Origin of the sequence: Streptomyces acidicola (genome assembly GCF_009377235.1) — a bacterium.
Lineage (GTDB): Bacteria > Actinomycetota > Actinomycetes > Streptomycetales > Streptomycetaceae > Streptomyces > Streptomyces acidicola.
The window spans coordinates 1-22,211 of sequence record NZ_VMNX01000113.1; the positions used below are offsets into that span (position 1 = coordinate 1).

Annotated in this window: 16 protein-coding genes; 5 read left to right on the plus strand and 11 right to left on the minus strand. The window is 70.7% G+C overall.

From position 1 onward, the window contains the following. Positions 1-74: 74 nt before the first annotated feature. From FPZ41_RS26265 to FPZ41_RS26285, 5 genes are all read right to left on the minus strand, one after another. The gene (locus tag FPZ41_RS26265; protein ID WP_152866160.1) at positions 75-1,262 is read right to left on the minus strand and encodes an RNA polymerase sigma factor; all 1,188 of its coding nucleotides are present in this window, start codon (positions 1,260-1,262) and stop codon (positions 75-77) included. Between the two features lie 269 nt (positions 1,263-1,531). Beyond that, a complete protein-coding gene (dnaG, locus tag FPZ41_RS26270) occupies positions 1,532-3,433 on the minus strand; it encodes a DNA primase (protein ID WP_322620744.1) in 1,902 nt (633 codons plus the stop codon). 179 nt (positions 3,434-3,612) lie between these two features. Beyond that, positions 3,613-4,878 (minus strand): NAD(P)/FAD-dependent oxidoreductase, encoded by a 1,266-nt coding sequence (locus FPZ41_RS26275; protein ID WP_131569822.1) that lies wholly within the window; start codon positions 4,876-4,878, stop codon positions 3,613-3,615. Between the two features lie 168 nt (positions 4,879-5,046). Then, entirely contained in the window at positions 5,047-6,363 is a 1,317-nt protein-coding gene (locus FPZ41_RS26280) for a deoxyguanosinetriphosphate triphosphohydrolase (RefSeq protein WP_152866161.1), read from the minus strand. 65 nt (positions 6,364-6,428) lie between these two features. Then, a complete protein-coding gene (locus tag FPZ41_RS26285; protein WP_152866162.1) occupies positions 6,429-7,310 on the minus strand; it encodes a sirohydrochlorin chelatase in 882 nt (293 codons plus the stop codon). Between the two features lie 281 nt (positions 7,311-7,591). On the opposite strand from FPZ41_RS26285, the gene FPZ41_RS26290 reads away from it, so the two are divergent. From FPZ41_RS26290 to FPZ41_RS26300, 3 genes are all read left to right on the plus strand, one after another. Beyond that, complete coding sequence (locus FPZ41_RS26290; RefSeq protein ID WP_152866163.1) at positions 7,592-8,308, plus strand: SanA/YdcF family protein; 717 nt, start codon at positions 7,592-7,594, stop codon at positions 8,306-8,308. A 502-nt stretch (positions 8,309-8,810) separates the two neighbouring features. Further along, a complete protein-coding gene (locus FPZ41_RS26295; protein ID WP_152866164.1) occupies positions 8,811-10,412 on the plus strand; it encodes a flavin monoamine oxidase family protein in 1,602 nt (533 codons plus the stop codon). Next, complete coding sequence (locus tag FPZ41_RS26300; protein WP_152866165.1) at positions 10,409-11,050, plus strand: Rid family hydrolase; 642 nt, start codon at positions 10,409-10,411, stop codon at positions 11,048-11,050. Before FPZ41_RS26295 ends, FPZ41_RS26300 begins: the two co-directional genes overlap by 4 nt. A 152-nt stretch (positions 11,051-11,202) precedes the next feature. Here the strand turns inward: FPZ41_RS26300 and FPZ41_RS26305 are convergent, their stop codons facing one another. From FPZ41_RS26305 to FPZ41_RS26315, 3 genes are read right to left on the minus strand one after another with little or no spacing between them, the layout of a single operon-like run. After that, positions 11,203-11,970 (minus strand): enoyl-CoA hydratase-related protein, encoded by a 768-nt coding sequence (locus tag FPZ41_RS26305; protein ID WP_152866166.1) that lies wholly within the window; start codon positions 11,968-11,970, stop codon positions 11,203-11,205. A 24-nt stretch (positions 11,971-11,994) separates the two neighbouring features. Next, on the minus strand, positions 11,995-13,290 hold the full coding sequence (locus tag FPZ41_RS26310) for a ferredoxin reductase domain-containing protein (protein WP_152866167.1): 1,296 nt from the start codon (positions 13,288-13,290) through the stop codon (positions 11,995-11,997). Next, the gene (locus tag FPZ41_RS26315; protein ID WP_152866168.1) at positions 13,287-14,888 is read right to left on the minus strand and encodes an amino acid adenylation domain-containing protein; all 1,602 of its coding nucleotides are present in this window, start codon (positions 14,886-14,888) and stop codon (positions 13,287-13,289) included. Before FPZ41_RS26315 ends, FPZ41_RS26310 begins: the two co-directional genes overlap by 4 nt. Positions 14,889-15,410: 522 nt before the next feature. Between FPZ41_RS26315 and FPZ41_RS26320 the strand changes: the two genes are divergently transcribed. Together FPZ41_RS26320 and FPZ41_RS26325 are read left to right on the plus strand one after the other, a co-directional pair. Then, positions 15,411-17,621: a molybdopterin oxidoreductase family protein gene (locus tag FPZ41_RS26320; RefSeq protein ID WP_152866169.1), complete on the plus strand. Its 2,211-nt coding sequence runs from the start codon at positions 15,411-15,413 to the stop codon at positions 17,619-17,621. 115 nt (positions 17,622-17,736) lie between these two features. After that, positions 17,737-18,948, plus strand: coding sequence for a serine/threonine-protein kinase (locus tag FPZ41_RS26325; RefSeq protein ID WP_407698818.1), 1,212 nt, complete (start codon positions 17,737-17,739; stop codon positions 18,946-18,948). Positions 18,949-18,952: 4 nt separating this feature from the next. Here FPZ41_RS26325 and FPZ41_RS26330 read toward each other — a convergent pair whose 3' ends face one another. From FPZ41_RS26330 to FPZ41_RS26340, 3 genes are all read right to left on the minus strand, one after another. Beyond that, positions 18,953-19,378, minus strand: a complete 426-nt coding sequence (locus FPZ41_RS26330) for a gamma-glutamylcyclotransferase family protein (RefSeq protein ID WP_322620748.1) — start codon at positions 19,376-19,378, stop codon at positions 18,953-18,955. 129 nt (positions 19,379-19,507) lie between these two features. Then, positions 19,508-20,563, minus strand: coding sequence for an amidohydrolase family protein (locus FPZ41_RS26335; protein WP_322620745.1), 1,056 nt, complete (start codon positions 20,561-20,563; stop codon positions 19,508-19,510). A gap of 243 nt (positions 20,564-20,806) precedes the next feature. Then, positions 20,807-21,976 carry an alpha/beta hydrolase family protein gene (locus tag FPZ41_RS26340; protein ID WP_152866172.1) on the minus strand — a complete coding sequence of 390 codons (1,170 nt, stop codon included), beginning with the start codon at positions 21,974-21,976 and terminating at the stop codon, positions 20,807-20,809. Positions 21,977-22,211: the final 235 nt, after the last annotated feature.

Genomic DNA, 22,211 nt, shown 5'->3' on the forward strand with positions numbered 1-22,211 from the left:
GGGGTCTGGGGGCGGCAGCCCCCAGGGAAGGAACGGGAACGGGTAGGGGCGGCGGGGGCGAGAAACACCCCCGGTCAGTCCAGGTAGCCCCGTAGCTGGTCTGCGAAGGCGTGGTCCCTCAGTTTGTTGAGGGTTTTGGATTCGATCTGGCGGATGCGTTCCCTCGTGACGCCGAAGATGCGGCCTATCTCCTCCAGCGTGCGCGGACGCCCGTCGGCCAGCCCGTAGCGGAGCTGGACGACCTTGCGTTCGCGTTCTCCCAGCGTCGAGAGGACCGCTTCCAGGTGTTCCCGCAGGAGCAGGAAGGCCGCGGACTCCACCGGGCTCGCCGCGTCGCCGTCCTCGATGAGGTCGCCCAGGGCCACGTCGTCCTCCTCGCCCACGGGGGCGTGGAGGGACACGGGTTCCTGGGCGAGGCGGAGGACCTCGCTGACGCGCTCGCTGGGCAGGTCGAGGTGGACGGCGACCTCTTCCGGCGTGGGTTCGTAACCGCGCTCCTGCAGCATGCGGCGCTGCACGCGGACCACCCGGTTGATCAGTTCCACCACGTGTACCGGGACCCGGATCGTACGGGCCTGATCCGCCAGGGCCCGGGACATGGCCTGGCGGATCCACCACGTGGCGTAGGTCGAGAACTTGTAGCCCCTGGCGTAGTCGAACTTCTCGACGGCCCTGATCAGGCCCAGGTTTCCCTCCTGCACCAGGTCCAGCATCGTCAGCCCGCGCCCGACGTACCGCTTCGCCACCGACACGACCAGCCGGAGGTTCGCCTCGATCAGCCGCCGCTTGGCCATCCGGCCCATCACGACCAACCTGTCGAGGTCCAGGGCCAGTTGGGTGTCCAGGTCGGGGGTGCTGCCGAGCTTCTCCTCGGCGAACAGGCCGGCCTCGACGCGCCGGGCCAGCTCGACCTCCTCGGCGGCCGTGAGCAGCGGTATGCGGCCGATCTCACGCAGGTACTGGCGGAACAGGTCCGAGGAGGGCGCGGTGGTGTCGGTGCGAACGCGCGGCAGCTCCACGGGTTCCAGGGGCCCCACGGGCTCCACGGACTCCACGGGTTCCACTGGCTCCACGGCCGCCACCGGTACCGCCGTGATGACGGCGGTCTCCGCTTCGGGCTCCGTACTGTCCGTACTGATCTCGTTCTGTGCGAGGGTCTGGGTCTGCACGGGGGCGACCTCCAGGAATGTCGCTGCTGGAACGTGCGGCAGCGGTACGTCGGGGATGGCGACGGCCTCACCCGCCGTCCACCCCTCAGTCATTGAGCGGAACCGCGGGGGATCTCGGACCCGCGGGGGCGGGTCGGCCGCGCTCCGAGGACTCAGGCACCGGAACCCAGTGTGGAGTACGACACATCGCCGCCACGAGGGGCGTGCGGTGACTTTTTGCGTCCGGTCCGTGACCGCCCGGTTACCCTGACGTACGAGTGCGCCGCTGAGCGGGCGTGAAGCAGCGTGAAGGGCGTACGTAATCGGCCTGTGCGCGCGGGGACCGCACGGCCGTCATACGGTTCCGCTCACTGACGCATACGTCAGAGCGCCTCCGCGCCCCGCTCCCGCAGCGCCTGGTCGTACTGCTGGAGGACCCACAACTCGTTCTGCACGGAGGCGAACCGGGCCGGGTCGGCGTGCTGGCCGAGGCGGGTCAGGGCGCCCTGGACGTCATGGACGCGGCGCTCCACGGCGCGCCTGCGGACGGTGACCAACTGCTCGCCCGCGTACACCTCGTCGACCGTCTTGCGCATGATGGCCTCGACCGCGAGCTCGGTCACCATGGCCCGCACCGTGTCGTCCGGTGCGACCTCACGGACCTGGACCAGGTACTCCTGCGGGTCCTGCGTGCCGAAGTCGGCGCCGCCGGCGTCCATGATGGCCTGGCGCACGGCGGCGTACGGTGCGGCGGTGAACTCGTCGACCCCGTACGCGTCGAACGCCGGTGAGACCAGCTCCGGGCGCTGGAGGGCCAGTTTGAGCAGTTCGCGTTCGGTGGCGTAGACGGGGTTGCGGAGGGTGAGCGCGGGGCCGCTCGTGGTGGGGCGGGGGGCGGCCTCGTACTGCTGGGGCGTGCGCGAGCCCGGCGTGGGCGGTCTGCCGCCGCGCTCGCGGGCCCACCGCGCCAGCTGGGCCACCCGCTTGACCACGAACTGTGTGTCGAGGATGCCGAGCATGCCCGCGAGCTGCACCGCGACCTCGTGCTGGGCACCGCTGTTCTTGATCCGGGCGACGATCGGTGCCGCCTCGTCGAGAGCCCCGGCGCGTCCCGCCGGGGTTTCCAGGTCGTAGCGCGCCACGATCTGGCGCAGCGCGAACTCGAAGAGCGGGGTGCGTGGTTCGGCCAGCTCCGCGACCGCCACGTCACCCTTCTCCAGCCGCAGCTCGCACGGGTCCATGCCGTCCGGTGCGATGGCGATGTACGTCTCGGCGGCGAACTTCTGGTCGTCCTCGAAGGCGCGCAGGGCCGCCTTCTGACCGGCCGCGTCGCCGTCGAAGGTGAAGATCACACGGGCGCTGCCGTTGTCCATCAGCAGACGGCGGAGGATCTTGATGTGCTCGCCGCCGAAGGCCGTGCCGCAGGTCGCTATGGCGGTCGTGACGCCCGCGAGGTGGCAGGCCATGACGTCCGTGTAGCCCTCGACGACGACTGCCCGGCTGGTCTTGGCGATCTCCTTCTTCGCGAGGTCGATGCCGTAGAGGACCTGGGACTTCTTGTAGATGGCCGTCTCGGGGGTGTTCAGGTACTTGGGGCCGTTGTCCGCCTCGTACAGCTTGCGGGCGCCGAAGCCGACGACCTCGCCACCGATGTCGCGGATGGGCCACATCAGGCGGCCGCGGAAGCGGTCGATGGGGCCACGGCGGCCCTCCTGCGACAGCCCGGAGAGCAGCAGCTCCTTGTCGGTGAAGCCCTTGCCGCGGAGGTAGCGGGTGAGGTGGTCCCAGCCCTGGGGGCTGTAGCCGACGCCGAAGTGGACGGCGGCGGCCTGGTCGAAGCCGCGCTCGGCGAGGAAGATCCGGCCGGTGTCGGCCTCGGGGCTCGTGGCGAGCTGCTCGGCGTACCACTCTGCGGCGATCTTGTGGGCCTCGACCAGCCGGATGCGCTCGCCGCGCTGGTGGGACGGGTTGTACCCGCCCTCCTCGTACCGCAGCGTGATGCCGGCCTGCGCGGCGAGGCGCTCGACCGCCTCGGAGAAGGAGAGGTGGTCGACCTTCATCACGAACGTGATGGTGTCGCCGCCCTCCTGGCAGCCGAAGCAGTGGAAGAGCCCCTTGCTCGGGCTGACCTGGAAGGACGGCGACTTCTCGTCGTGGAAGGGGCACAGACCCTTGAGGTTTCCCCCGCCGGCGCCCCGCAGCTGGAGATACTCGGACACCACGGCGTCGATCGGGACCGCGTCCCGAACCGCCTTCACGTCCTCGTCGTTGATCCGTCCTGCCACGGGGTGATTCTACGGGGGAGCGCAGACACATCCGGGGCACAGTCCGGGGCACAGGAGGACCGCTTCGGGGGCGCGGAGCTGACGGCGCGGACCCGGCGGAGCCAGGGCCTGTCCGGCGGACTCCAGGACCCTGTCCGGCGGACTTCAGGGCCTGTCCGGCGGATCATGCCGGACCGGCCCTAGGCGACCAGGCTCTCCAACGACACGTGCGGGTCCGCCAACGCCTCCGTGTCCACCGGCGTCCGGGACCGGATCAGGCGCTGAATCGGCTCAGTGACATCCCACACATTCACATTCATGCCTGCGAGCACCCTGCCTTCCCGCACCCAGAACGCGATGAACTCCCGCTTCCCCACGTCCCCGCGGATCACCACCTCGTCGTACGACCCGGGCGGCGCCCACCCGGAGTACTCCATCCCCAGGTCGTACTGGTCGGTGAAGAAGTAGGGCACGCGATCGTAGGTGACGTCCTGGTCCAGCATCGCCCGTGCGGCGGCGGGGCCGCCGTTGAGCGCGTTCGCCCAGTGCTCCACCCGCAGCCGGGTGTCGAACAGGGCGAGGGGGAAGGAGGCCACGTCCCCGGCCGCGTAGACATGGGGATCGGACGTGCGCAGCCGCTCGTCCACCACGATGCCTCCGCCGTGCGCGCGATCGGCCAGCTCCAGCCCCGCGGCCTCCGCGAGAGCGACTCGTGGGGCGGCGCCGATCGCGGCGAGCACGTCATGCGCCGGATGCTCCTCCCCCGTGTCCGTACGCGCGGCCAGCACCATGCCGTCCTGGCCCACGATCTCGGTGAGCCGCGCGCCGAAGTGGAAGCGCACGCCGTGCTCGCGGTGCAGCTCGGCGAAGAGACCCCCGACCTCGGGGCCGAGTACGGCGTACAGCGGGGTGGCCTCCGGTTCGACGACCGTGACCTCCGCGCCGTACTCGCGGGCGGCCGCCGCGACCTCCAGGCCGATCCAGCCGGCGCCCGCGATCACGAGGTGGCCGTTGTCGCGGCCGAGCGCCTGGAGTACGCCCTTGAGACGGTCGGCGTGGGCGAGGCGGCGCAGGTGGTGGACGCCGGCCAGGTCCGTGCCGGGGATGTCGAGGCGGCGCGGCTCGGCGCCGGTCGCGAGGAGCAGCCTGTCGTAGTGGACGAGAGTGCCGTCGTCACCGAAGCGGACGGTGCGCGCGGCGCGGTCGATGGCGTCGACGGTCTGGCCGAGGTGCAGCTCGATGTCGTTCCGTGCGTACCAGGAGGGCTCGTGGACGAAGACGCTGTCGCGCTCGTCCTTGCCCAGCAGATAGCCCTTGGAGAGAGGAGGGCGCTCGTACGGGTGATCGCGTTCGTCGCAGATCAGTATCACGCGGCCGGTGAAGCCCTCCGCCCGGAGCGTCTCGGCCGCCTTGGCGCCGGCCAGTCCTCCTCCGACGATGACGAATGTCTGATCCGCGTCGACCACTTGCTACCTCCTGCCGGTCCGGGGTGACCCCCGGATGAACATTGCGCCAGTTGAACATTGCGGATGTCGCCACATGCGAGCGTCCCGCACGGAGCGTGATGCGGGAAGAGGGAGTGGCCCGATCAGGCCACGCAGGGTCACGCCTGTCCCCCTCCAGGGTCACTGGTGTCACATGTGCCCGGTGAGTGTCGTGTGCAATGTGCGGGCCGAGGCGTCGGTGAGGGAGGCGATCTGATCGACAATCACGCGCTTGCGGGCGCGGTCGTCGGCCGCCTCCTCGAACAGGGCACGGAACTGTGGTTCGAGTCCGTCCGGTGCGCGGGCGGTGAGTGCCTCGGCGAGCTCGGCGACGACGATCCGCTGGTCGGCGCGGAGACGTTCCTGCTCGGCGCGCTGCATGACGTACCGGTCGGCGACGGCCTTGAGCACGGCGCACTCCAGCCGGGCCTCGCGCGGGACGACCAGTTCCGCCCCGTACCGCGTGAGCCGTCCGCTGCCGTACGCCGTCCGGGTCGCGCCCTCGGCGGCCAGGCAGAAACGGCCGATGAGCTGGCTCGTGGCGTCCTTGAGGCCGGCCTGCGCGACGGCCGTGCCGTCGTAGCCGTGCGGCCACCACTCCTGGCCGAGTAGGCGGTCGAGGGCCTCGGCGAGCTCGGCGGGGTCCGTGTCGGCGGGGACGTACCGGCCGAGGGCGACGGCGAAGACCGACTGCCGCTCGGGCTCGGCGTGCAGGGCGCCCGGGTCGATGTGGCCCGCGTGCAGACCGTCCTCGAAGTCGTGCACCGAGTACGCCACGTCGTCCGACCAGTCCATGACCTGGGCCTCGAAGCAGGTGCGGTGCTCGGGGGCGCCCTTGCGGATCCAGTCGAAGACCGGCCGGTCGTCCTCGTAGACGCCGAACTTCCGGGAGGCGGGTTCGGTGGGGTGAGCGCCGCGCGGCCAGGGGTACTTGGTGGCGGCGTCGAGGGCGGCGCGGGTGAGGTTGAGGCCGACGGAACCCTCCGGGGTGAAGCGTTTGGGTTCGATGCGGGTGAGGAGCCTCAGGGACTGGGCGTTGCCCTCGAAGCCGCCACAGTCCTCCGCGAACTCGTTCAGCACCAGTTCGCCGTTGTGGCCGAAGGGCGGATGACCGAGGTCATGGGAGAGACAGGCGGCCTCGACGAGGTCGGGGTCGCAACCGAGGGCGGCGCCGAGCTCGCGGCCGACCTGGGCGCACTCCAGGGAGTGGGTGAGGCGGGTGCGGGGGCTGGCGTCCCAGGCCTGGCTCCGGGTGCCCGGTGTGACGACCTGGGTCTTGCCGGCCAGGCGGCGCAGCGCCGCGGAGTGCAGTACGCGCGCGCGGTCGCGTTGGAAGGCGGTGCGGCCGGGGCGTTTGTCGGGTTCCGCTGCCCATCGTTCGACGGCGGTCTCGTCGTATGCGTCGGGCGCGATGGTGTTCTCGTGGGTCTGGTGGGTGCCTTCTGCCTTGGGTGGGGTGCCTTCCATGTCCCGACAGTAAACGCAGGCACCGACAAACGGGGCGTTGCGGTCCGGACAAGCGGGGCGTGGCGTCAGGCCGTGGCCAGTGCTGGTTCCGTCGCGCCCGCCGGGAACCTCGCGGCCTCGTCGTAGCGGTGCAGGACCAGGCGGGCCATCGCCGGGTGGGCGCCGAGGGGGGCGGCGGCGATCCAGGGGGCCGCGTCGGCGCATTCGGTGGCGAAGCGGCCGGGTGCGGTGAAGTAGGAGGCGACGGCGACCCGGTGGCGGCCACGGGCGGCCAGGGCGCGTACCGCCTCCGGGACCGTGGGTGCGGCGGCGGAGGCGTACGCGGGCAGGACCGGGACGCCGAGGCGTTCGGCGAGGAGTTCAGCGGTACGGTGCGTGTCCACGGCCGCGTCGGGGTCGCGGGAGCCCGCGGCGGCGAGTACGACGCCGCTCGAACGGCGCTCGGCCCCGGTCCTCGGCGTGTGCCAGCCGGCCTCGACGAGCCGCTCGTACAGAGTGTCCACGAGCAGGGAGTGCGGGCCCAGGGGCGCTGCGAGCCGGGTACGCACCCCGGACTCGGCCGCCATCTGGGGGATGTCCTGCTTGACGTGGTAGCCGCGGCTCAGGAGCAGCGGTACGAGGACGGCGCCGTCCGCCTCCTGGTCGCCGAGGGTGGCGAGTGTGCCGAGGGTGTCGGGCAGCAGGGGCTCGTTGAGCTCGATGTGCCCGAGGTGCACGGGCAGGCCGGGCCGCAGCTCGCGCACTCGGTCGATGAGGGTGTGCACGGTGGCGAGGGTGCGCGGGTCGCGGCTGCCGTGTGCCACGAGGACGAGCGCGGGCGGTGGGGCGGGGCGCCGGGTCCCGTCGGGCGCGACGAGGCTGAGCAGGTGAGCGCCACGGAGCGGCTGGCCGCCGGGGCTGGGCTTGGACTCGTCCCGGGGAGCGCCTGGCTTACGCGTCGCCTTCATGAACCGATCGTCGCGGCAGGACGTTGCCAAGCCGTTGCATAGGTATGTCAGGTGTTTTCCGGGGGTTCACGGTGCGGTGACCGGACTGTGTGAGGTGCGGTGACCTGCGGTTTTGTTCACCGAGAGTGAACCTGGTCACGTCGTGGGGCGAACCGGATCGCTGTGTGCGGCGTCTTCGTTGATCGAAACGGCGGGAGCTGTCGAGGTGGCGGAAACCGGCCGAACACTCGTATCAGGTCTCAGGGGTGTCAGAGGTATCAGGCCCCAGGGGGGTTGTCGTCATGCACCTGCCGCGCCCGAAGCTCCGGTGGCCGTCCGGCCTCCGTCTCCGCCGGCCGCGGCTGCCGCGTACCCGTGCCGGGCAACGGCGGGCCGTGCAGTTGGTGATGGTGCTGTGTGTGCTGGCGCTGCTGCCGGCGACGTGGGTTTTCGTCGCGGCGGGCGACCGGTTGCGGACGACCGACAGCGTGCCGCGGACCGATGTGGCCGTGGTGTTCGGCGCCGGGCTGCGGGACGGCGAGCCCTCGCCGCCCCTCGCTCGTCGGCTGGACGCGGCGGCGGAGCTGTATCGGGCGGGGCGTATCGAGGTCGTGCTCGTAAGTGGGGACAACAGCCGTGAGGACTACGACGAGCCGGATGCGATGCGGGCGTATCTGACGGAACGGGGCGTTCCTGATGCGCGCATCGTGAGTGACTACGCCGGGTTCGACACGTGGGACTCGTGTGTGCGGGCCAGGAAGATCTTCGGAGTGGATCGGGCGGTGCTCATCAGTCAGGGGTTCCACATACGGCGGGCGGTTGCTCTGTGTGAGGAGGCGGGGGTGCGGTCGTACGGGGTCGGGGTTGCTGATCGGCACAATGTGACCTGGTACTACGGGGGTGTGCGGGAGATCTTCGCTGCGGGGAAGGCGGCGGTGGACGTGGCGTTCGAGCCGGATCCGCGGTTCCTGGGGCCGAAGGAGTCGGGGGTGGAGCGGGCGTTGGGGTCTGCGCGGTAGGTCGTGGGGCGGCTCCCGGGGGTCTGGAAGCGGAGAACGGCGGCACGCTCGAGCAGCCAGCACCAGCACCAGCACCAGCACCACGGTTGCCGCCGGCTACCCCCCGACCGGCGTCCAGGGCACGGTCCGGGCCCTCCGGCGGCGAAGGACGCGGCCGCTCTGCCGGCTGCGCCCAGGGCCCGCACCTCCACGAGGGCCACAGCCGCGCGGCCCCCTCGGTCTACCAGCGTCTTTGCTCTTCTCTCCTGCCCCAAGCGGCTGTTCGCCGTATTCCGGTCTCGCGCAGCCTCGGAGCAGCAGTCCTCGCCTGGCGAGCAACCCCGCATGTTCATGCCACAACATGGATGGTTACGCCATGGACATGGCATTGCAACACCTCAAACGAAGGCTGAGGGGGCCTTCCGCTCCCACCAGCAACACACCCCCCATGTGGCCGGGCTACGGGCTAGAACGATGCGCCCCGGCCAACCCCGTGCCGCGGGCGCCGGCAAGGGAGGAACGAATGGCTCAACAGGCATCTCGCCGCAACTTCCTGAGATCCGTCGGTGTCGCGGGCGGCGCCGGAGTGCTGTACTCGGCCATGGGGGCCCTGGGTCTGGCGCCCGTCCCGGACGTACGGGCCGCGGAGTACCGGGCGCCCCAGCGGAGCGACTTCGCGCTGACCGGACGGAGCGGACGGAAGGTCCTCGTACTCGGCGGCGGCATAGCCGGCCTGGCGACGGCCTACGAGCTCGGCAAGGCCGGTTACGACTGCCGGATCCTGGAAGCGAAGGACCGCCCCGGCGGCCGCAACTGGACGGTCCGCGGCGGCACGGGACTGACCGATCTGGACGGGCGCACCCAGACGGCGTCGTTCACCGAGGGCCAGTACATGAACGCGGGACCGGCCCGGCTGCCGCAGTCCCATGTGACGCTCGACTACTGTCGCGAACTCGGCGTGCCGCTCGAGGTGTTCACCAATCAGAACGCCAACGCGTACATCTACCACGAGAAGAGCGACGCGCTGGCGGGGAATCCGATCCGCTGGCGTACCGCGAAGGCCGACGTCTACGGCTATGTCTCCGAACTGCTCGCCAAGGCCACGGACCGGGGGGCCCTCGACAAGGAACTGACTGCCGCCGACAAGGAGAGGCTGATCGCGTTCCTTCAGAACTTCGGCGCCATCAAGGGCAAGGCCGACAACTACGCCTACACGGGCACCGACCGGCGCGGCTACTCGGTCGAGCCGGGTGCGGCCTTCCAGGAGGGCAAGGTCCTCGGCGCGGTGCCGTCGCTGTCGGACGTCATCGCGAGCGGCGTCGGGCAGCGCTTCTCGTTCGAGTTCGGCTACGACCAGGCCATGCTGATGTTCCAGCCGGTGGGTGGCATGGACGCGATCCCGTACGCGCTCGCGAAGGCCGTCGGCCGGGACCGGATCACCTACGGCGCCAAGGCCCTGGAGGTCAATGACCTCCAGGACGGCGCCGAGGTCACCTACCAGGACGCGCATGGCCGGACCCGCACCCAGCGCGCCGACTTCGTCGTGGCGGCCGTCCCGCCCATGGTCATGGCCCGGATCAAGCACAACCTGGGCTCCGACATCACCGCGGCGCTGAAGTACCCCGTCCCGACCCCCGTCGGCAAGGTCGGGCTTGAGTACCGAAGCCGCTGGTGGGAGAAGGACCAGCACATATACGGCGGCATCACGCCGACCGACACGGACCTGTCCACCATCTGGTACCCCTCGTACGGCTACCAGGGCCGCCGCGGCACGCTCATCGGCTACTACAACTTCGGCGCCAACGCCATCGCGTACAGCGACCTGTCGCACGCGGAGCGCGTCGAACGGGCAGTGAGCCGGGGCGTGAAGATCCACGGCGACAAGTACCGCACCGAACTCGACCGGTCCTTCAGCGTGGCCTGGCACCGTACGCCCCACATCGAGGCGGGCTGGGTGGGCTGGCCCTCGCAGAGCGGCCCGGAGTACGCCCTGCTCAACAAGCCCGCGGGCCACGTCTACTTCGCCGGCGACTGGCTCAGCCACGTCATCGCCTGGCAGCACGGCGCGTTCTCCTCGGCCCGCAAGGTCGTGACCGAGATCCACGAGAGGGTGATGTCCGCATGAAGCGTCGTACGAAGGTACTGGTCGGTGCGGCTCTGACCGGTTCGCTCCTCACCGGCGGTACCGCGCTGGCCGAGGGGCGAGGCTGGTGGCCCGACCCGAAGCAGGTACGCGTCATGCTGCCCGACGGCGTGTCCAACCCGTCCATCGCCAACGGCGTGGCGACCGGCAGAGACGTGGCCTCCTACCAGAGCAGCGGCCTCGGCCCCTCCGCGCTCAATCCCGCCGCGCCGGCGGGCACGCCGGAGCGCTATACGGACCCCTCCCTCACCGAGGGGGCGGAAGGCGTCACGATCACCGAGGCGCAGGCCCTCGTCGTGCTGCGCAACATCAAGACGAACCTCGAAGCCGCGGGCCTGACACCGGCCGATGTCATCACGATGAAGTGCTATCTGATGAAACCGCCGGGCTCCGAGAGCGCCGACTACGCGGGCTGGAACCGGGCGTACCGGCAGTACTTCGCCAACGTCGACCTGAAGTCGAACGAGGTGGTACCCGTACCCATGGGCACTTCGGCCGCCAAGCCGCCGCTCCTCACCAACAAGGCCCGGCCGGCACGGGCAACGATGGAGGTCGCCTCCTTGGCGGTGCAGGGCTGGCTCGTCGAGGTGGAGGTGACGGCGGCCTACCGGACGCGCTGACCAGCACTGCCCACCAGGGCCATGGGGGCCATGGGGCCCTGCGGAAGCGGGGCCGATCCCGGGCTCCGCTTCCGCCCTCTTCGGGGTCCCGCCCCGGGCCCGTTTCGGGGGCCGGCCTCCAGCACGGGGAACCCGGTGGCCGGCCCCGCGTGTCAGCAGCCTCTGAAGTTCGGCTCCCTCTTCTCCAGGAACGCGCTCATGCCCTCCTTCTGGTCCTCCGTCGCGAACAACGCGTGGAACACACGGCGTTCGAAGAGGGTGCCCTCCGTGAGCCCCGTCTCCAGTGCGCGGTCGACGCATTCGCGGGCCGCCCGGACCGCGGGGGTCCCGTACGCGGCGACGGTGGCCGCGGCCTCCGTGGCTGTGGGCAGGACCCGGTCGTCGGGGACCACCCGTGACACCAGGCCGGAGCGTTCCGCCTCGTGTGCGTCCATCGTGCGGCCCGTGAGGATCAGGTCCATGGCCTTGGCACGGCCCACCAGGCGCGTCAGCCGTTGCGTGCCGCCGATGCCGGGGATCACGCCCAGCTTGATCTCGGGCTGGCCGAAGACCGCCGACTCGCCCGCGATGACCAGGTCGCACATCATCACGAGTTCGCAGCCGCCGCCCAGGGCGTAGCCGTTGACCGCCGCGATCCTGGGCGTGCGGAAGCTCGCGAACTCCTCCCAGCCGGCAAAGTAGTCCTCCGCCGCCATGTCCACGGCCGACTTCCCGGACATCTCCCTGATGTCCGCCCCGGCCGCGAAGACCTTCTCCGAGCCGGTCACCACGAAGCAGCCGACCTCCGGGTCCGCGTCCAAGGGGCGGAGAGCGTCCAGGAGTTCGGTCATCAGCTCACCGCTCAGCGCGTTCAGGACGTGCGGGCGGTGGAGCCGTACCGTGACCACGCGGTTGTGGCGTTCGATCTTGATGGTGTTCATGAAGTTTCCTTCCTTACCTGGCCGTCACGAGTCCCAGATCGCTCCGTACGCCGGTATTCCGCGTCGTTCCAGGCCGTGCACCACCTGCCACGTGAGCTTCTTGTTGGAGATGCAGATGACCGCCTCGGCGCCGAAGTCCCGGTACGCGGCGTGGGCGAGGCGCACCATGTCGGGTTTGCCGTGCAGGGACGTGTCCCAGATCAGGGCGTGCGGCTGGACCGCGAGGATCTCGTCGACGAGGGCGTCGCCGTAGGTCGTACGGGGGCTGCGGGTCGCCCAGACGAGGCGGGAGGGGACCTCCGCGGCGAGCAGGTGCGGCAGGCAGGGGCCGATGCCGCTGCCCGTCGCCACGTAGACCACCTTCTCGAAGAGGGTCTCGATGTTCGCCACTCCGGCCGTCGTGATGCCCTTGACCCAGACCCGGGACGGTCTGTCGTCGATGAACGCGCCCGTCCAGTCACCCGCTCGCGAGATCGTGAGCCGGAAGCCGGACTCGCCGGGTGCGGGCACGTTCGCGAAGGAGTGCCATTCCCGCAGCGGGCCCCGGCTGATCGCCGTGGAGGAGCCCGCGAAGGGGGTGTCGCCGTGGTCGAAGCGCGCCAGCACCACGTGCGAGGAGGGGCGTTCGATCCGGACGTCCACCTTGCGCAGGCGCATCCAGGGCAGGGCCACGCTGAAGGTGATCAGCGCCAGGACCCAGAGGCCCGCGCGTTCGCCGCTCAGGATCGTGTGCGTCCAGAACAACGCCAACGCGGTCCAGCCGCCGAAGCGGTGGATCTTCTCGAAGTGGTCGTGGAAGCGGGAGCGGAAGGGTGGGAGCGCGGTCGCGATGATCAGGAGCAGCAGCGCGATCAGGGTCCAGCTCACCGTCGTCAGCGGGAAGTCCGTTCCCTCCGCAGTCAGCTGCAACGTCAGCGCGGCGAACCACAGGCTGCCCGCCAGCGCCCCGCCCACGTGCAGCCCGCCGAAGTGGTACACCTTCCCCAGCGTCCAACGCACCTTGAGCGGCCAGGTTGTGGGGGCCCAAGTGGCCAGCTGGAAGAGGAAGTTGATGACGTACTGCTGGCGTACGAGGACCGCGAGCGCCAGGTTCGCCAGGGCCGCGTGGCCCAGGGTCGTGGTCTGCGGGGGCAGGGGCCGGCTCGCCCACAGGAACACCAGGTTGGCCAGCAGCACGAGGGCGGCGAGGCGGTTGTAGTGCATCAGGCGCGGGTGCTTGAGGGCGCGCCGGAGACGTGAGGTGAGCGGGGGCAGTTCGACGGTGTCCTGCGTACGTGCCGTACCTGCCGTACCTGCCGTACGCGGAGGCGAGGAGGTCATCGCGCCACCGCCGCACGGACCGGGGCGGCAGCCGTGTCATCCCGCGCCACCGCCGCCCGGCCCCGTTCGCGTTCCTCCGCCAACCGCAGCAGCGCCCGTTTGTCGATCTTGCCGCGGTCGGTCTCTGGGAGGGCGGGGAGCGGCAGGACGTCCGACGGCACGCAGTAGTACGGCAGGGCGGCGGCCACGGCGTCGCGTGCGGCCGCCGGGTCGACCTCGGCCGGGCAGACGAAGGACACCAGGGTGCGGGCGTCACGCTTCAGGGTCACCGCCCGGGCGCAGCCGGGGACGCGTTCCAGCACGGAGGACACGGCGTCGAGTTCGACGCGGAAGCCGCGCACCTTGACCTGGTCGTCGGTGCGGCCGAGGTGTTCGAGTTCGCCGTCCGCGGTCCACCGGCCCAGGTCGCGGGTGCGGAACATGCGGTGGCCGCCGCCGAGGAACGGGTCGGGGGCGTACCGTTCGGCGTTCAGCTCGTCGTTGTCCAGGTAGCCCGCCGACACGCAGTCCCCGCCCGCCCACATCTCGCCGGGCTCGCCGATCGGGACCGGGCGGCGGCGGGCGTCGAGGACGTACACCGTGTTGTTGGGTGTGGGGCGGCCGATCGTCAGCAGCGGGGCGGACGGGTCGTGGCGGCGCATCGTGTTCACGATCGTGGTCTCGGTGGGGCCGCAGCAGTTGTAGAACGTGGCCCGTGCCGCCCACCGGTCCGCCAGCGGGTGCGGGCACGGCTCCCCCGCCACCGCCACGGTCCGTACGCGCGGGCAGCTCACCGGGTCGATGCCGGACAGCACCGTGGGTGTGGCGACGATGACGTCCGCCGTGCGGGCCGTGGCCGCGACGTCCTTGCCGCGGATGGCGAGGGTGCCGCCGTGGGTGAGGCAGCCGAGGATCTCCCAGGCGGCCATGTCGAAGGCGACGTTGAGGAGCTGGGCCACCCTGTCGCCGGGGCGGATGCCCAGGTCGCCGGGTGCGGTGAGGAGTAAGTTCGCGACGTTGCGGTGGGTGACCTTCACACCGTTGGGCCGGCCGGTGGTGCCCGAGGTGAACAGGACGTAGCAGCCGTCGTCGGGCCGTACGTTCACGACAGGACGGCCCACGGCGGGACCGGGTCTGGAGAGGTTCTCCTGTGGCAGCGGCTCGTCCAGCGCGATCAGGCGGTGGCCCGGCGGCAGGGGCACCCGGTCCGCGTACTGCCGCAGGGTGAGCACCACCCGGGTCTCCGCGGTGCGGATGACGTGGCCGAGCTGGGCCGGGGGCGTCAGGCCGATGTCCTGGGGGACGTAGGCGGCGCCCGCCTTGAGGGTGCCGAGCAGGCCGACGAGCATCGGGATCGAGCGGCGTACGAAGAGGCCGACGTGTTCGCCGGGGCGTACGCCCTCGCGGACCAGGCGGGCGGCGAGGGCGCCGGCGTACCGGTCGAGTTCGCCGTACGTGATCGTCGCGCCCTGGTGTTCGGCGGCGACGGCGCCCGGAGTGGCGGCGGCCCACCGTTCGACCGCGTGGTGGACGAGGGGGTCCGGGAGGGGGACGGCGGGACCCCGGCCGTACTCGTGGAACAAGGCCCTGTCGTGGGGGGTGAGATGGCGCAGAGGCATTGGGGGGTGACCTCCTGGCAGTTTCGTCAGACGGATGACATGCCGTTGGACGCGGCGGTGTTTCCGGTGTGTCGAATGCCGTGCGGGTCCGAGCGGCCTCGGGGAGGTGCGGACGTGCGGGGGTGTGCGGGGAGATGCGGGTGCGTTCCCGAAAGCCGCTCAGCCGGCCGCATGCGGGCAGGAGTCGTCTCTCGCTCGCCCGGATGCGGGTCGTGCGCGGACCCGACTGTAGGGGCCTGCTCCTTCAACTCTCAACCAGGTGTGATTGGCCACTCACGCTACGGAATCGGCCACATGTGGTGCTTTCTGTCACAGCGGCAACTTTCGTGCCGCCCGGCGACGACTACTGGCGGGTAGCTCTGTGCCGGGGGTCCACGTGTGCGGGTGTGTGGGTGTCCCCGGGGGGCCGGGGGTCCGGGGTCCGGGCCTCACGCCAGGCCCGGCCGCGTCGGGAGGTCCCCGTCCCGGCCGCGTAACGGACCGCGTCCCGACGCGTAACACGGCCGAAGCACGCTGAACCGCATGCGGACCACCTCGACGCCCACCCACTGCCCGTACTGCGCCCTGCAGTGCGGGATGAATCTGTCGCCCCTGCCGAGCGGGGGCGTCGAGGTGACCGAGCGGGCGGACTTCCCCGTCAACCGTGGCGCGCTGTGCGGCAAGGGCCGTACGGCGCCGGCGGTGCTCTCGTCCCGGGTGCGGCTGACCTCCCCGTTGGTGCGCTCCGAGGGCGCGCTCGTGCCCGCCACCTGGGACGAGGCACTCGACCGTGTCGCCGAGGGGCTGCGCCGCACGCGGGCGGAGCATGGCCCGGACGCGTGCGGCGTGTTCGGCGGGGGCGGGCTGACGAACGAGAAGGCGTACGCGCTGGGCAAGTTCGCGCGGATCGTGCTCGGCACCTCGCAGATCGACTACAACGGGCGCTTCTGCATGTCGTCGGCGGCGGCCGCGGGCATGAAGGCGTTCGGCCTGGACCGGGGGCTGCCGTTCCCGCTGGAGGACATTCCGAGGACGGGCTGTGTGATCCTCGTCGGGTCGAACCTCGCGGAGACGATGCCGCCCGCACTGCGGTACTTCACCGAACTGCGCGAGAACGGCGGCACGTTGATCGTCGTCGACCCGCGCCGCACGCGCACCGCCGAGCAGGCGGATCTCCACCTGGCCCCGCGGCCCGGTACCGATCTCGCCCTGGCGCTGGGCCTGTTGCACCTGGTCGTCGCCGAGGGCCGCACGGACGAGGCGTACATCCGGGAGCGCACCAGCGGCTGGGAGGAGGCGCGGGCCGCCGCCATGGCGCACTGGCCGGAGTACGTGGAGCGGATCACGGGAGTGTCCGTGCCCCAACTCCGTGAGGCCGTACGGCTGTTCTGCGAGCCCGAGTCCGCGATGGTGCTCACCGCGCGTGGGCCCGAGCAGCAGTCGAAGGGCACGGACACGGTGGGCGCCTGGATCAACCTGTGCCTGGCGACGGGCCGACCGGGCCGGCCGCTGTCCGGCTACGGGTGCCTGACCGGGCAGGGCAACGGCCAGGGCGGGCGCGAACACGGCCAGAAGGCCGACCAGTTGCCCGGCTACCGCAAGCTGGTCGACCCCGAGGCACGGCGGCACGTCGCCGAGGTGTGGGGCGTGGACCCGGACTCGCTGCCGGGGCCGGGCCGCAGCGCGTACGAACTGCTGGACGCGCTGGGTACGGACATCCGCGCGCTGCTGCTGATGGGTTCGAACCCGGTGGTGTCCGCCCCGCGGGCGGCGCACATCGAGGACCGTATCCGCTCGCTGGACTTCCTGGCGGTCTGCGATGTCGTCCTCTCGGAGACGGCGGCTCTCGCGGACGTCGTCCTGCCGGTCACGCAGTGGGCCGAGGAGACCGGCACGATCACCAACCTGGAGGGCCGCGTACTGCTGCGCCGCCAGGCGATCACCCCGCCGGAGGGCGTCCGCAGCGACCTCCACGTCCTGCACGAACTGGCCGCCCGCCTGGACGGGGAGACGGGCCTGGGGAAGGGCATGGAAAAGAGCCTGGAGAAGGGCTTCCCGACGGACCCGGAGGAGGTCTTCGACGAACTGCGCCGGGCCGGCGCGGGCGGGCTCGCCGACTACTCGGGCATCACGTACCGGAGGCTGGCGGAGGAGAACGGGGTGTTCTGGCCGTGCCCGGCGGGTGGGGACACGGACAACAACGAGGCCGACGGCGCGGATGACCGCGAGGACGCCTCGCTCGACGGCCTGCCCGACAGCCCGGCAGGTGAGCGCACAGAGGTGGCGGTCCACCCCGGCACCCCCCGCCTCTTCCTCGACCGTTTCGCCACGGAGGACGGCCGGGCCCGGTTCGTCCCCGTCTCGCACCGTGCCGCCGCCGAGGAGCCCGACGACGAGTACCCCGTGCTGCTGACCACCGGCCGCGTGGTCGCCCAGTACCAGTCCGGCGCGCAGACCCGGCGCGTCGACGAGTTGAACGCCGCGGCGCCCGGCCCGTTCGTCGAACTGCACCCGCGGCTGGCCGAGCGGCTCGGGGCGGCCGAAGGTGACCCGGTGGCCGTGGTCTCCCGGCGCGGACGCGCGGTCGCTCCGGCGCGCATCACCCGCGCCATCCGCCCCGACACGGTGTTCATGCCGTTCCACTGGCCGGGCGAGGGCCGCGCCAACACACTGACCAACCCGGCGCTCGACCCGACGTCCCGCATGCCGGAGTTCAAGGCGTGCGCGGTACGGCTGGAGACGGTCCGAACCTGACCGTCTCGCGGCCGAAACCGTCCTTCGACGACCACCAATCCACTAGCCTGGCCGCTCGACTTGATCGTGAGTCGCGGACCCGGGGATGGGGAGAGGACGGGGCAGGAACATCACCATGATCGAGCCTCTGGGGCCGGGGGATCCGGCTGAGATATCGGGCTACGTGCTGAGCGGAAAACTCGGCGAGGGCGGGATGGGCAGTGTGTACCTGTCCCACACACGAGGCGGGCAGCCCGTCGCGCTGAAGGTGATCCGGCGTGAGTTCGCGCAGAACCCCGAGTTCCTGCGCCGCTTCGCCCGCGAGGTGCAGGCGGCACGCCGGGTGCAGGGGGCGTACACCGCGGCAGTGGTCGACAGCAGCACCGACGGGCCGCAACCATGGCTGGCCAGCGCATACGTCCCCGGCCCCTCGCTGGCACGCGCCGTGTTCGAACACGGGCCGCTGCCGCTGCGGACCGTACTGCTGCTGACTGCGGGCGTGGCCGAGGCGCTCCAGTCCATCCACGCGGCCGACGTGGTGCACCGCGATCTGAAGCCGTCGAACGTGCTCCTCGCCGCGGACGGCCCCCGTGTCATCGACTTCGGCATCGCACGCTCCGCCGACGCGACGGCGCTGACCGGTACCGATGTGCGCCTGGGCACGCCGGCGTTCATGTCGCCGGAGCAGGCCGACGGCAAGCCCGCGACCCCGGCACTCGACACCTTCGCGCTCGGCCTCATCGGCTATTACGCGTCGACCGGAGGGCATCCGTTCGGCGAGGGCGACGGGCATGCGTTGCTGTACCGGATCGTGGCACGGCAGCCGGACCTGACGGCGTGCCCCGAGCCGCTGCGCCCCCTGATCGCGCGCTGTCTGGCCAAGGAACCGACGGAGCGTCCCGCGCTCTCCGACATCATCGAGGAATGCCACCGGATCGCGGCGGCAGAGGGTACGACGCTGACACGCAGCGAGGGCTGGTGGCGGCCGACCCCGGCGGCGGAGGAGACGGCGCAGCAGTCAGCCACGCCGTCCGCCAAGGAGCACGTGCGGCAGGCCCAGGAACCGGCTGTGCCGGATCCGAGACGGCCCTACGAACCGACCGCGCTCGACCAGCGACGGACCGTCCTCACGCCGCAGGCGGGCGAGCCCGCCCTGTCCGCACCACCGTCCTCGGCCGCGCACACCGCGCAGGAACACGGCGCGGCGGCGGTCCCCCGCTTCACCGATCGTCTGCGCGGGCTGTTCGGCGCCCAGTACGGCAGGGTGAAGATCGCCGTCTCGGTGATCCTGGCGCTCCTGGTGATCGCCACCGGGGTCCTGATTGAGCTGGGGGTTCTGGAGGAGTAGGCGTTCACCTCGGACTTCGCCAGTCCCCGCTCTCGATGAGCTTGCCGTGGGTGCGCAGCCGGGCCGCGACGGCGGGGGCGGCCACGTACACCCAGGCCCGCAGGACAGTTCCGTCCGCGCAGGTCACCTCCCGGTCCACCCGGTCGTAGAGGTTGCGGGGGTCGCCGGGCACGTAGTCCTCCAACCGGTCGAGAGCGCGAAGGAGTTCGTCGTACGCCTCGGGGCGCGCCGTCACCACCTCACCGGCGACAGCACCGTCCGCCTCCTCCACGGCATACGGATAGCCGGGCCCTTCGTACAGAACGAGCCCCCGCATCCGGGCAGGCTCCTCCGACTCCGTGCGGCCGCGCAGGAAGTGGTCGTGGTTGTGCTCGCCGGGGCGGAGGGTGCCGTAGACGAAGAAGGGGAGTCGGGTGGTCACAGAAACGATTCTCGCTCCGCGGGCGAGCCCCGTGCGGAGGCGGTCGACAACGCGCCCTGCGTCGCGCCAAGGTCCGACCGCCGGCAGGTCATCGCCCTGTACCACCCCGCGCTCAACGACGGCAGCGGGACGCGAGGGTCACCGCGCGGCCTTGCACACCTCCGGGGCTGTCTCCTTCACGCCGTTCAGCCGGAAGTAGTTCTCGCCGAGGGCGATGCCGCGAAACGCCTTGTCGCCGAGCGCCTTGTTGATGCGGCTGGTGACCTCGAGTTCCTCCTCGTAGACCTTGTAGTCCTTGTTCCTGGAGGCCACGAAGTCTGTGCCCGGGATCGCCCTGGTCGGATACCGGTCGAGGAACGCGGCGTATTTTTCCCTGACCCCCGGCTTGCTGAAGTACTGGTCCTCCAGCACCCGCCAGCTGAGGTCCAGGGCCAGGCGGGGATACGCGTCGAGAAGCCTTTCCAGGATCCGGATGTGCTGGTCGGGATCCAGGGTGGCCAGTTCCTTCGACAGCCCCATATGGGCCCATACGATTTTGTTGTGCGGGTAGCGGCGGAGGGTTTCCTCCATCAAGGGGAGGTATTTCGTCGGCTCCCGGTCGTTCCCCAGATCCGCGTGGATGGTGATCGGAATCCCGCGCTCCCGGAGCACCTTCATGAAGGGTGCCCAGTCCTCGATGTTCTTGTTCGTCGCCGGCGTGTGGTGGTTCGGGAACAACGCCTGCTTGACGAGGTTGACTTCTCCCGCCCATCGGAACTTCCCCGGGAACTCCTTGTCGTACAGGGCGATCCCGGGCGGGATGGTCTCCGGCCGGTTGAGATCCATGAAGGTCATGGAGAGCGTGAGTGCCGGGTCCTGCGGCTTCGCCTCCACGTAATTCGCCGCGTTGACCAAATCGTTCTTCATGCTTGGCGCGACGGGAGTGCCGGGGCAGTCCAGGTAGTACGTGCAACCGGAATCCACGGGCAGAGTCTGGCCGATGCCGTACACGCTTGCATGGCGCACGCCGGCCTTGTGCAAATAGCCGGTGACTTCCTCGAAGGGGATCGCCCGCCCCCCGAAGGGCCGGAAGTGCAGATGGCTGTCGACGACCGACGTGTAGGGCTCTTTCGCGCGGTCGAAGCACCCCCTGGCAGCGCCGGCACCGGCCGGAGAGGCAACGACGGCCGTCGCCGTCAAAACCGCACCGACCACGGCGAAACGCCTGCCGGTCCGGAACGCATAGCTGTTGATGACGACCTCCCGCGTACTTGCCGATCGACGCCGTTGTCGGCACGGCATCCATAGGCAGTGGAGGCGTCAGTCAAACCGTCCGCCCGCCCGATTCATCCAGTCGTGTCACGACACCGCACTCCTCGTCCGCGCACTGGGTCGTGGTTGTGCTCGCCGGGGCGGAGGGTGCCATGGACGACACGACCCGCAGGACGGTCTGCGAGGTCAGCCGGCGAGCACGGTGTCGAGCCAGTCGAAGGTGCGCTGGTGGAACAGGGAGATCGCGCCCTCGTGGCAGTGCTCGCCTGCGCCTTCGTCCTCACGGAAGAGGATCAGTTCCTTCTGGCAGGTCAGCTCGCCGAGAAGACGTTGTGGCTGCCCCTTGAAGAACTGGTCGTTCTCGGCGTCGAGTACGAGTGTCGGGCAGGTGATGCGGTCGGCGACACCCGCCAGGGTGTATGCGTCGGTTGCCTTGAGCAGCTCGTCGAAGTCGGAGACACCGAAGGTCCACCGGCCGTTGCGCACCACCCATCGCACCATGGTGTTCTGCGCCATCAGCGCCTCCATACCGCCGGGCGTCGCAGCGGCTCGGCCGGCGGTTGCGGCGGCGACTTCGTGGAAGTCGTCGACGCCGTCGTGCAGCACGCACGCGGCGAGGCGGTGCTCGAAGGCGGCCGCCCTCGCGGCGAGGTAGCCGCCCAGACTCGTGCCGACCAGCACGAGTCGTTCGGCGTCCACCTCGGGCACGGCGAGCGCGAAGTCGACGGCCGGGGTGACCACGGCCTCCCAGTCCGGCCGGAAGTGCAGGCCCTGCTCGCGGACGGTGCTGCCCTGGCCGGGGCCGTCGAACGCGATGACGTTGTAGCCGCGCCGCAGCGCGCCCGCGGCCAGCGCGAAGTAGTTCTCTTCGAGGGTGGAGTCGTAGCCACCGTGGTAGAGCAGGGTCGGGCGCGGGGTGCCCGAATCGTCGGCGAGGAACAGGTAGCCAGGAAGCGTGGTGTCCTCGTACGGAATGCGCAGGGCACGCGCCGGCGGGTCGAGCAGGGTGGCCGCGTCGGCGAACGTCTGTTGGGAGGCCCTGGCGAGCCGCGCCGACTCGGCGTCAGCGGCGGGATTCTCGCGGCGGTAGAAGTCGGCGGTCCGGTAGTAGTTGGACGCGCGCAGCAGCGCTTCCCGGGCGCTGACTCGGTGACCGGCGGCCAACGCGTCCCGGCCGATGCGCTCGATGCGCGCCGCCGTCGCGGCCCACTGGGCCGACCATGCCTCCTCGTCTCCCTCTGGGATCTGCCGGCAGGTGACCAGGACCTCGCCGAGGTCGGCACCGCCATAGGCGGCGTAGCCCGCGGCGCGCAGTGCCTCGAAGGAGAAGGACTCGTCGTCGTAGAGGAATTTCATCGTCGGCCCCTTCCATAAATGGAACGGAACGGAACGTAGCGTCTCGTCTCGTCTCGTCTCGCCACACTCGATCGAGGCTCACCTCAGCGTCGCATTGATCTCCTGCTCCAGCCTCTTCGCCGAGGGCGTGAGTCCCTCCGAGCGGTGCGGCTTCAGCGACGGGATACCCGTTTCCGGGCCGATGACCTCACTGCGGCCGTGATGGACAAGGAGCACACGGCACACGGCACTCGTC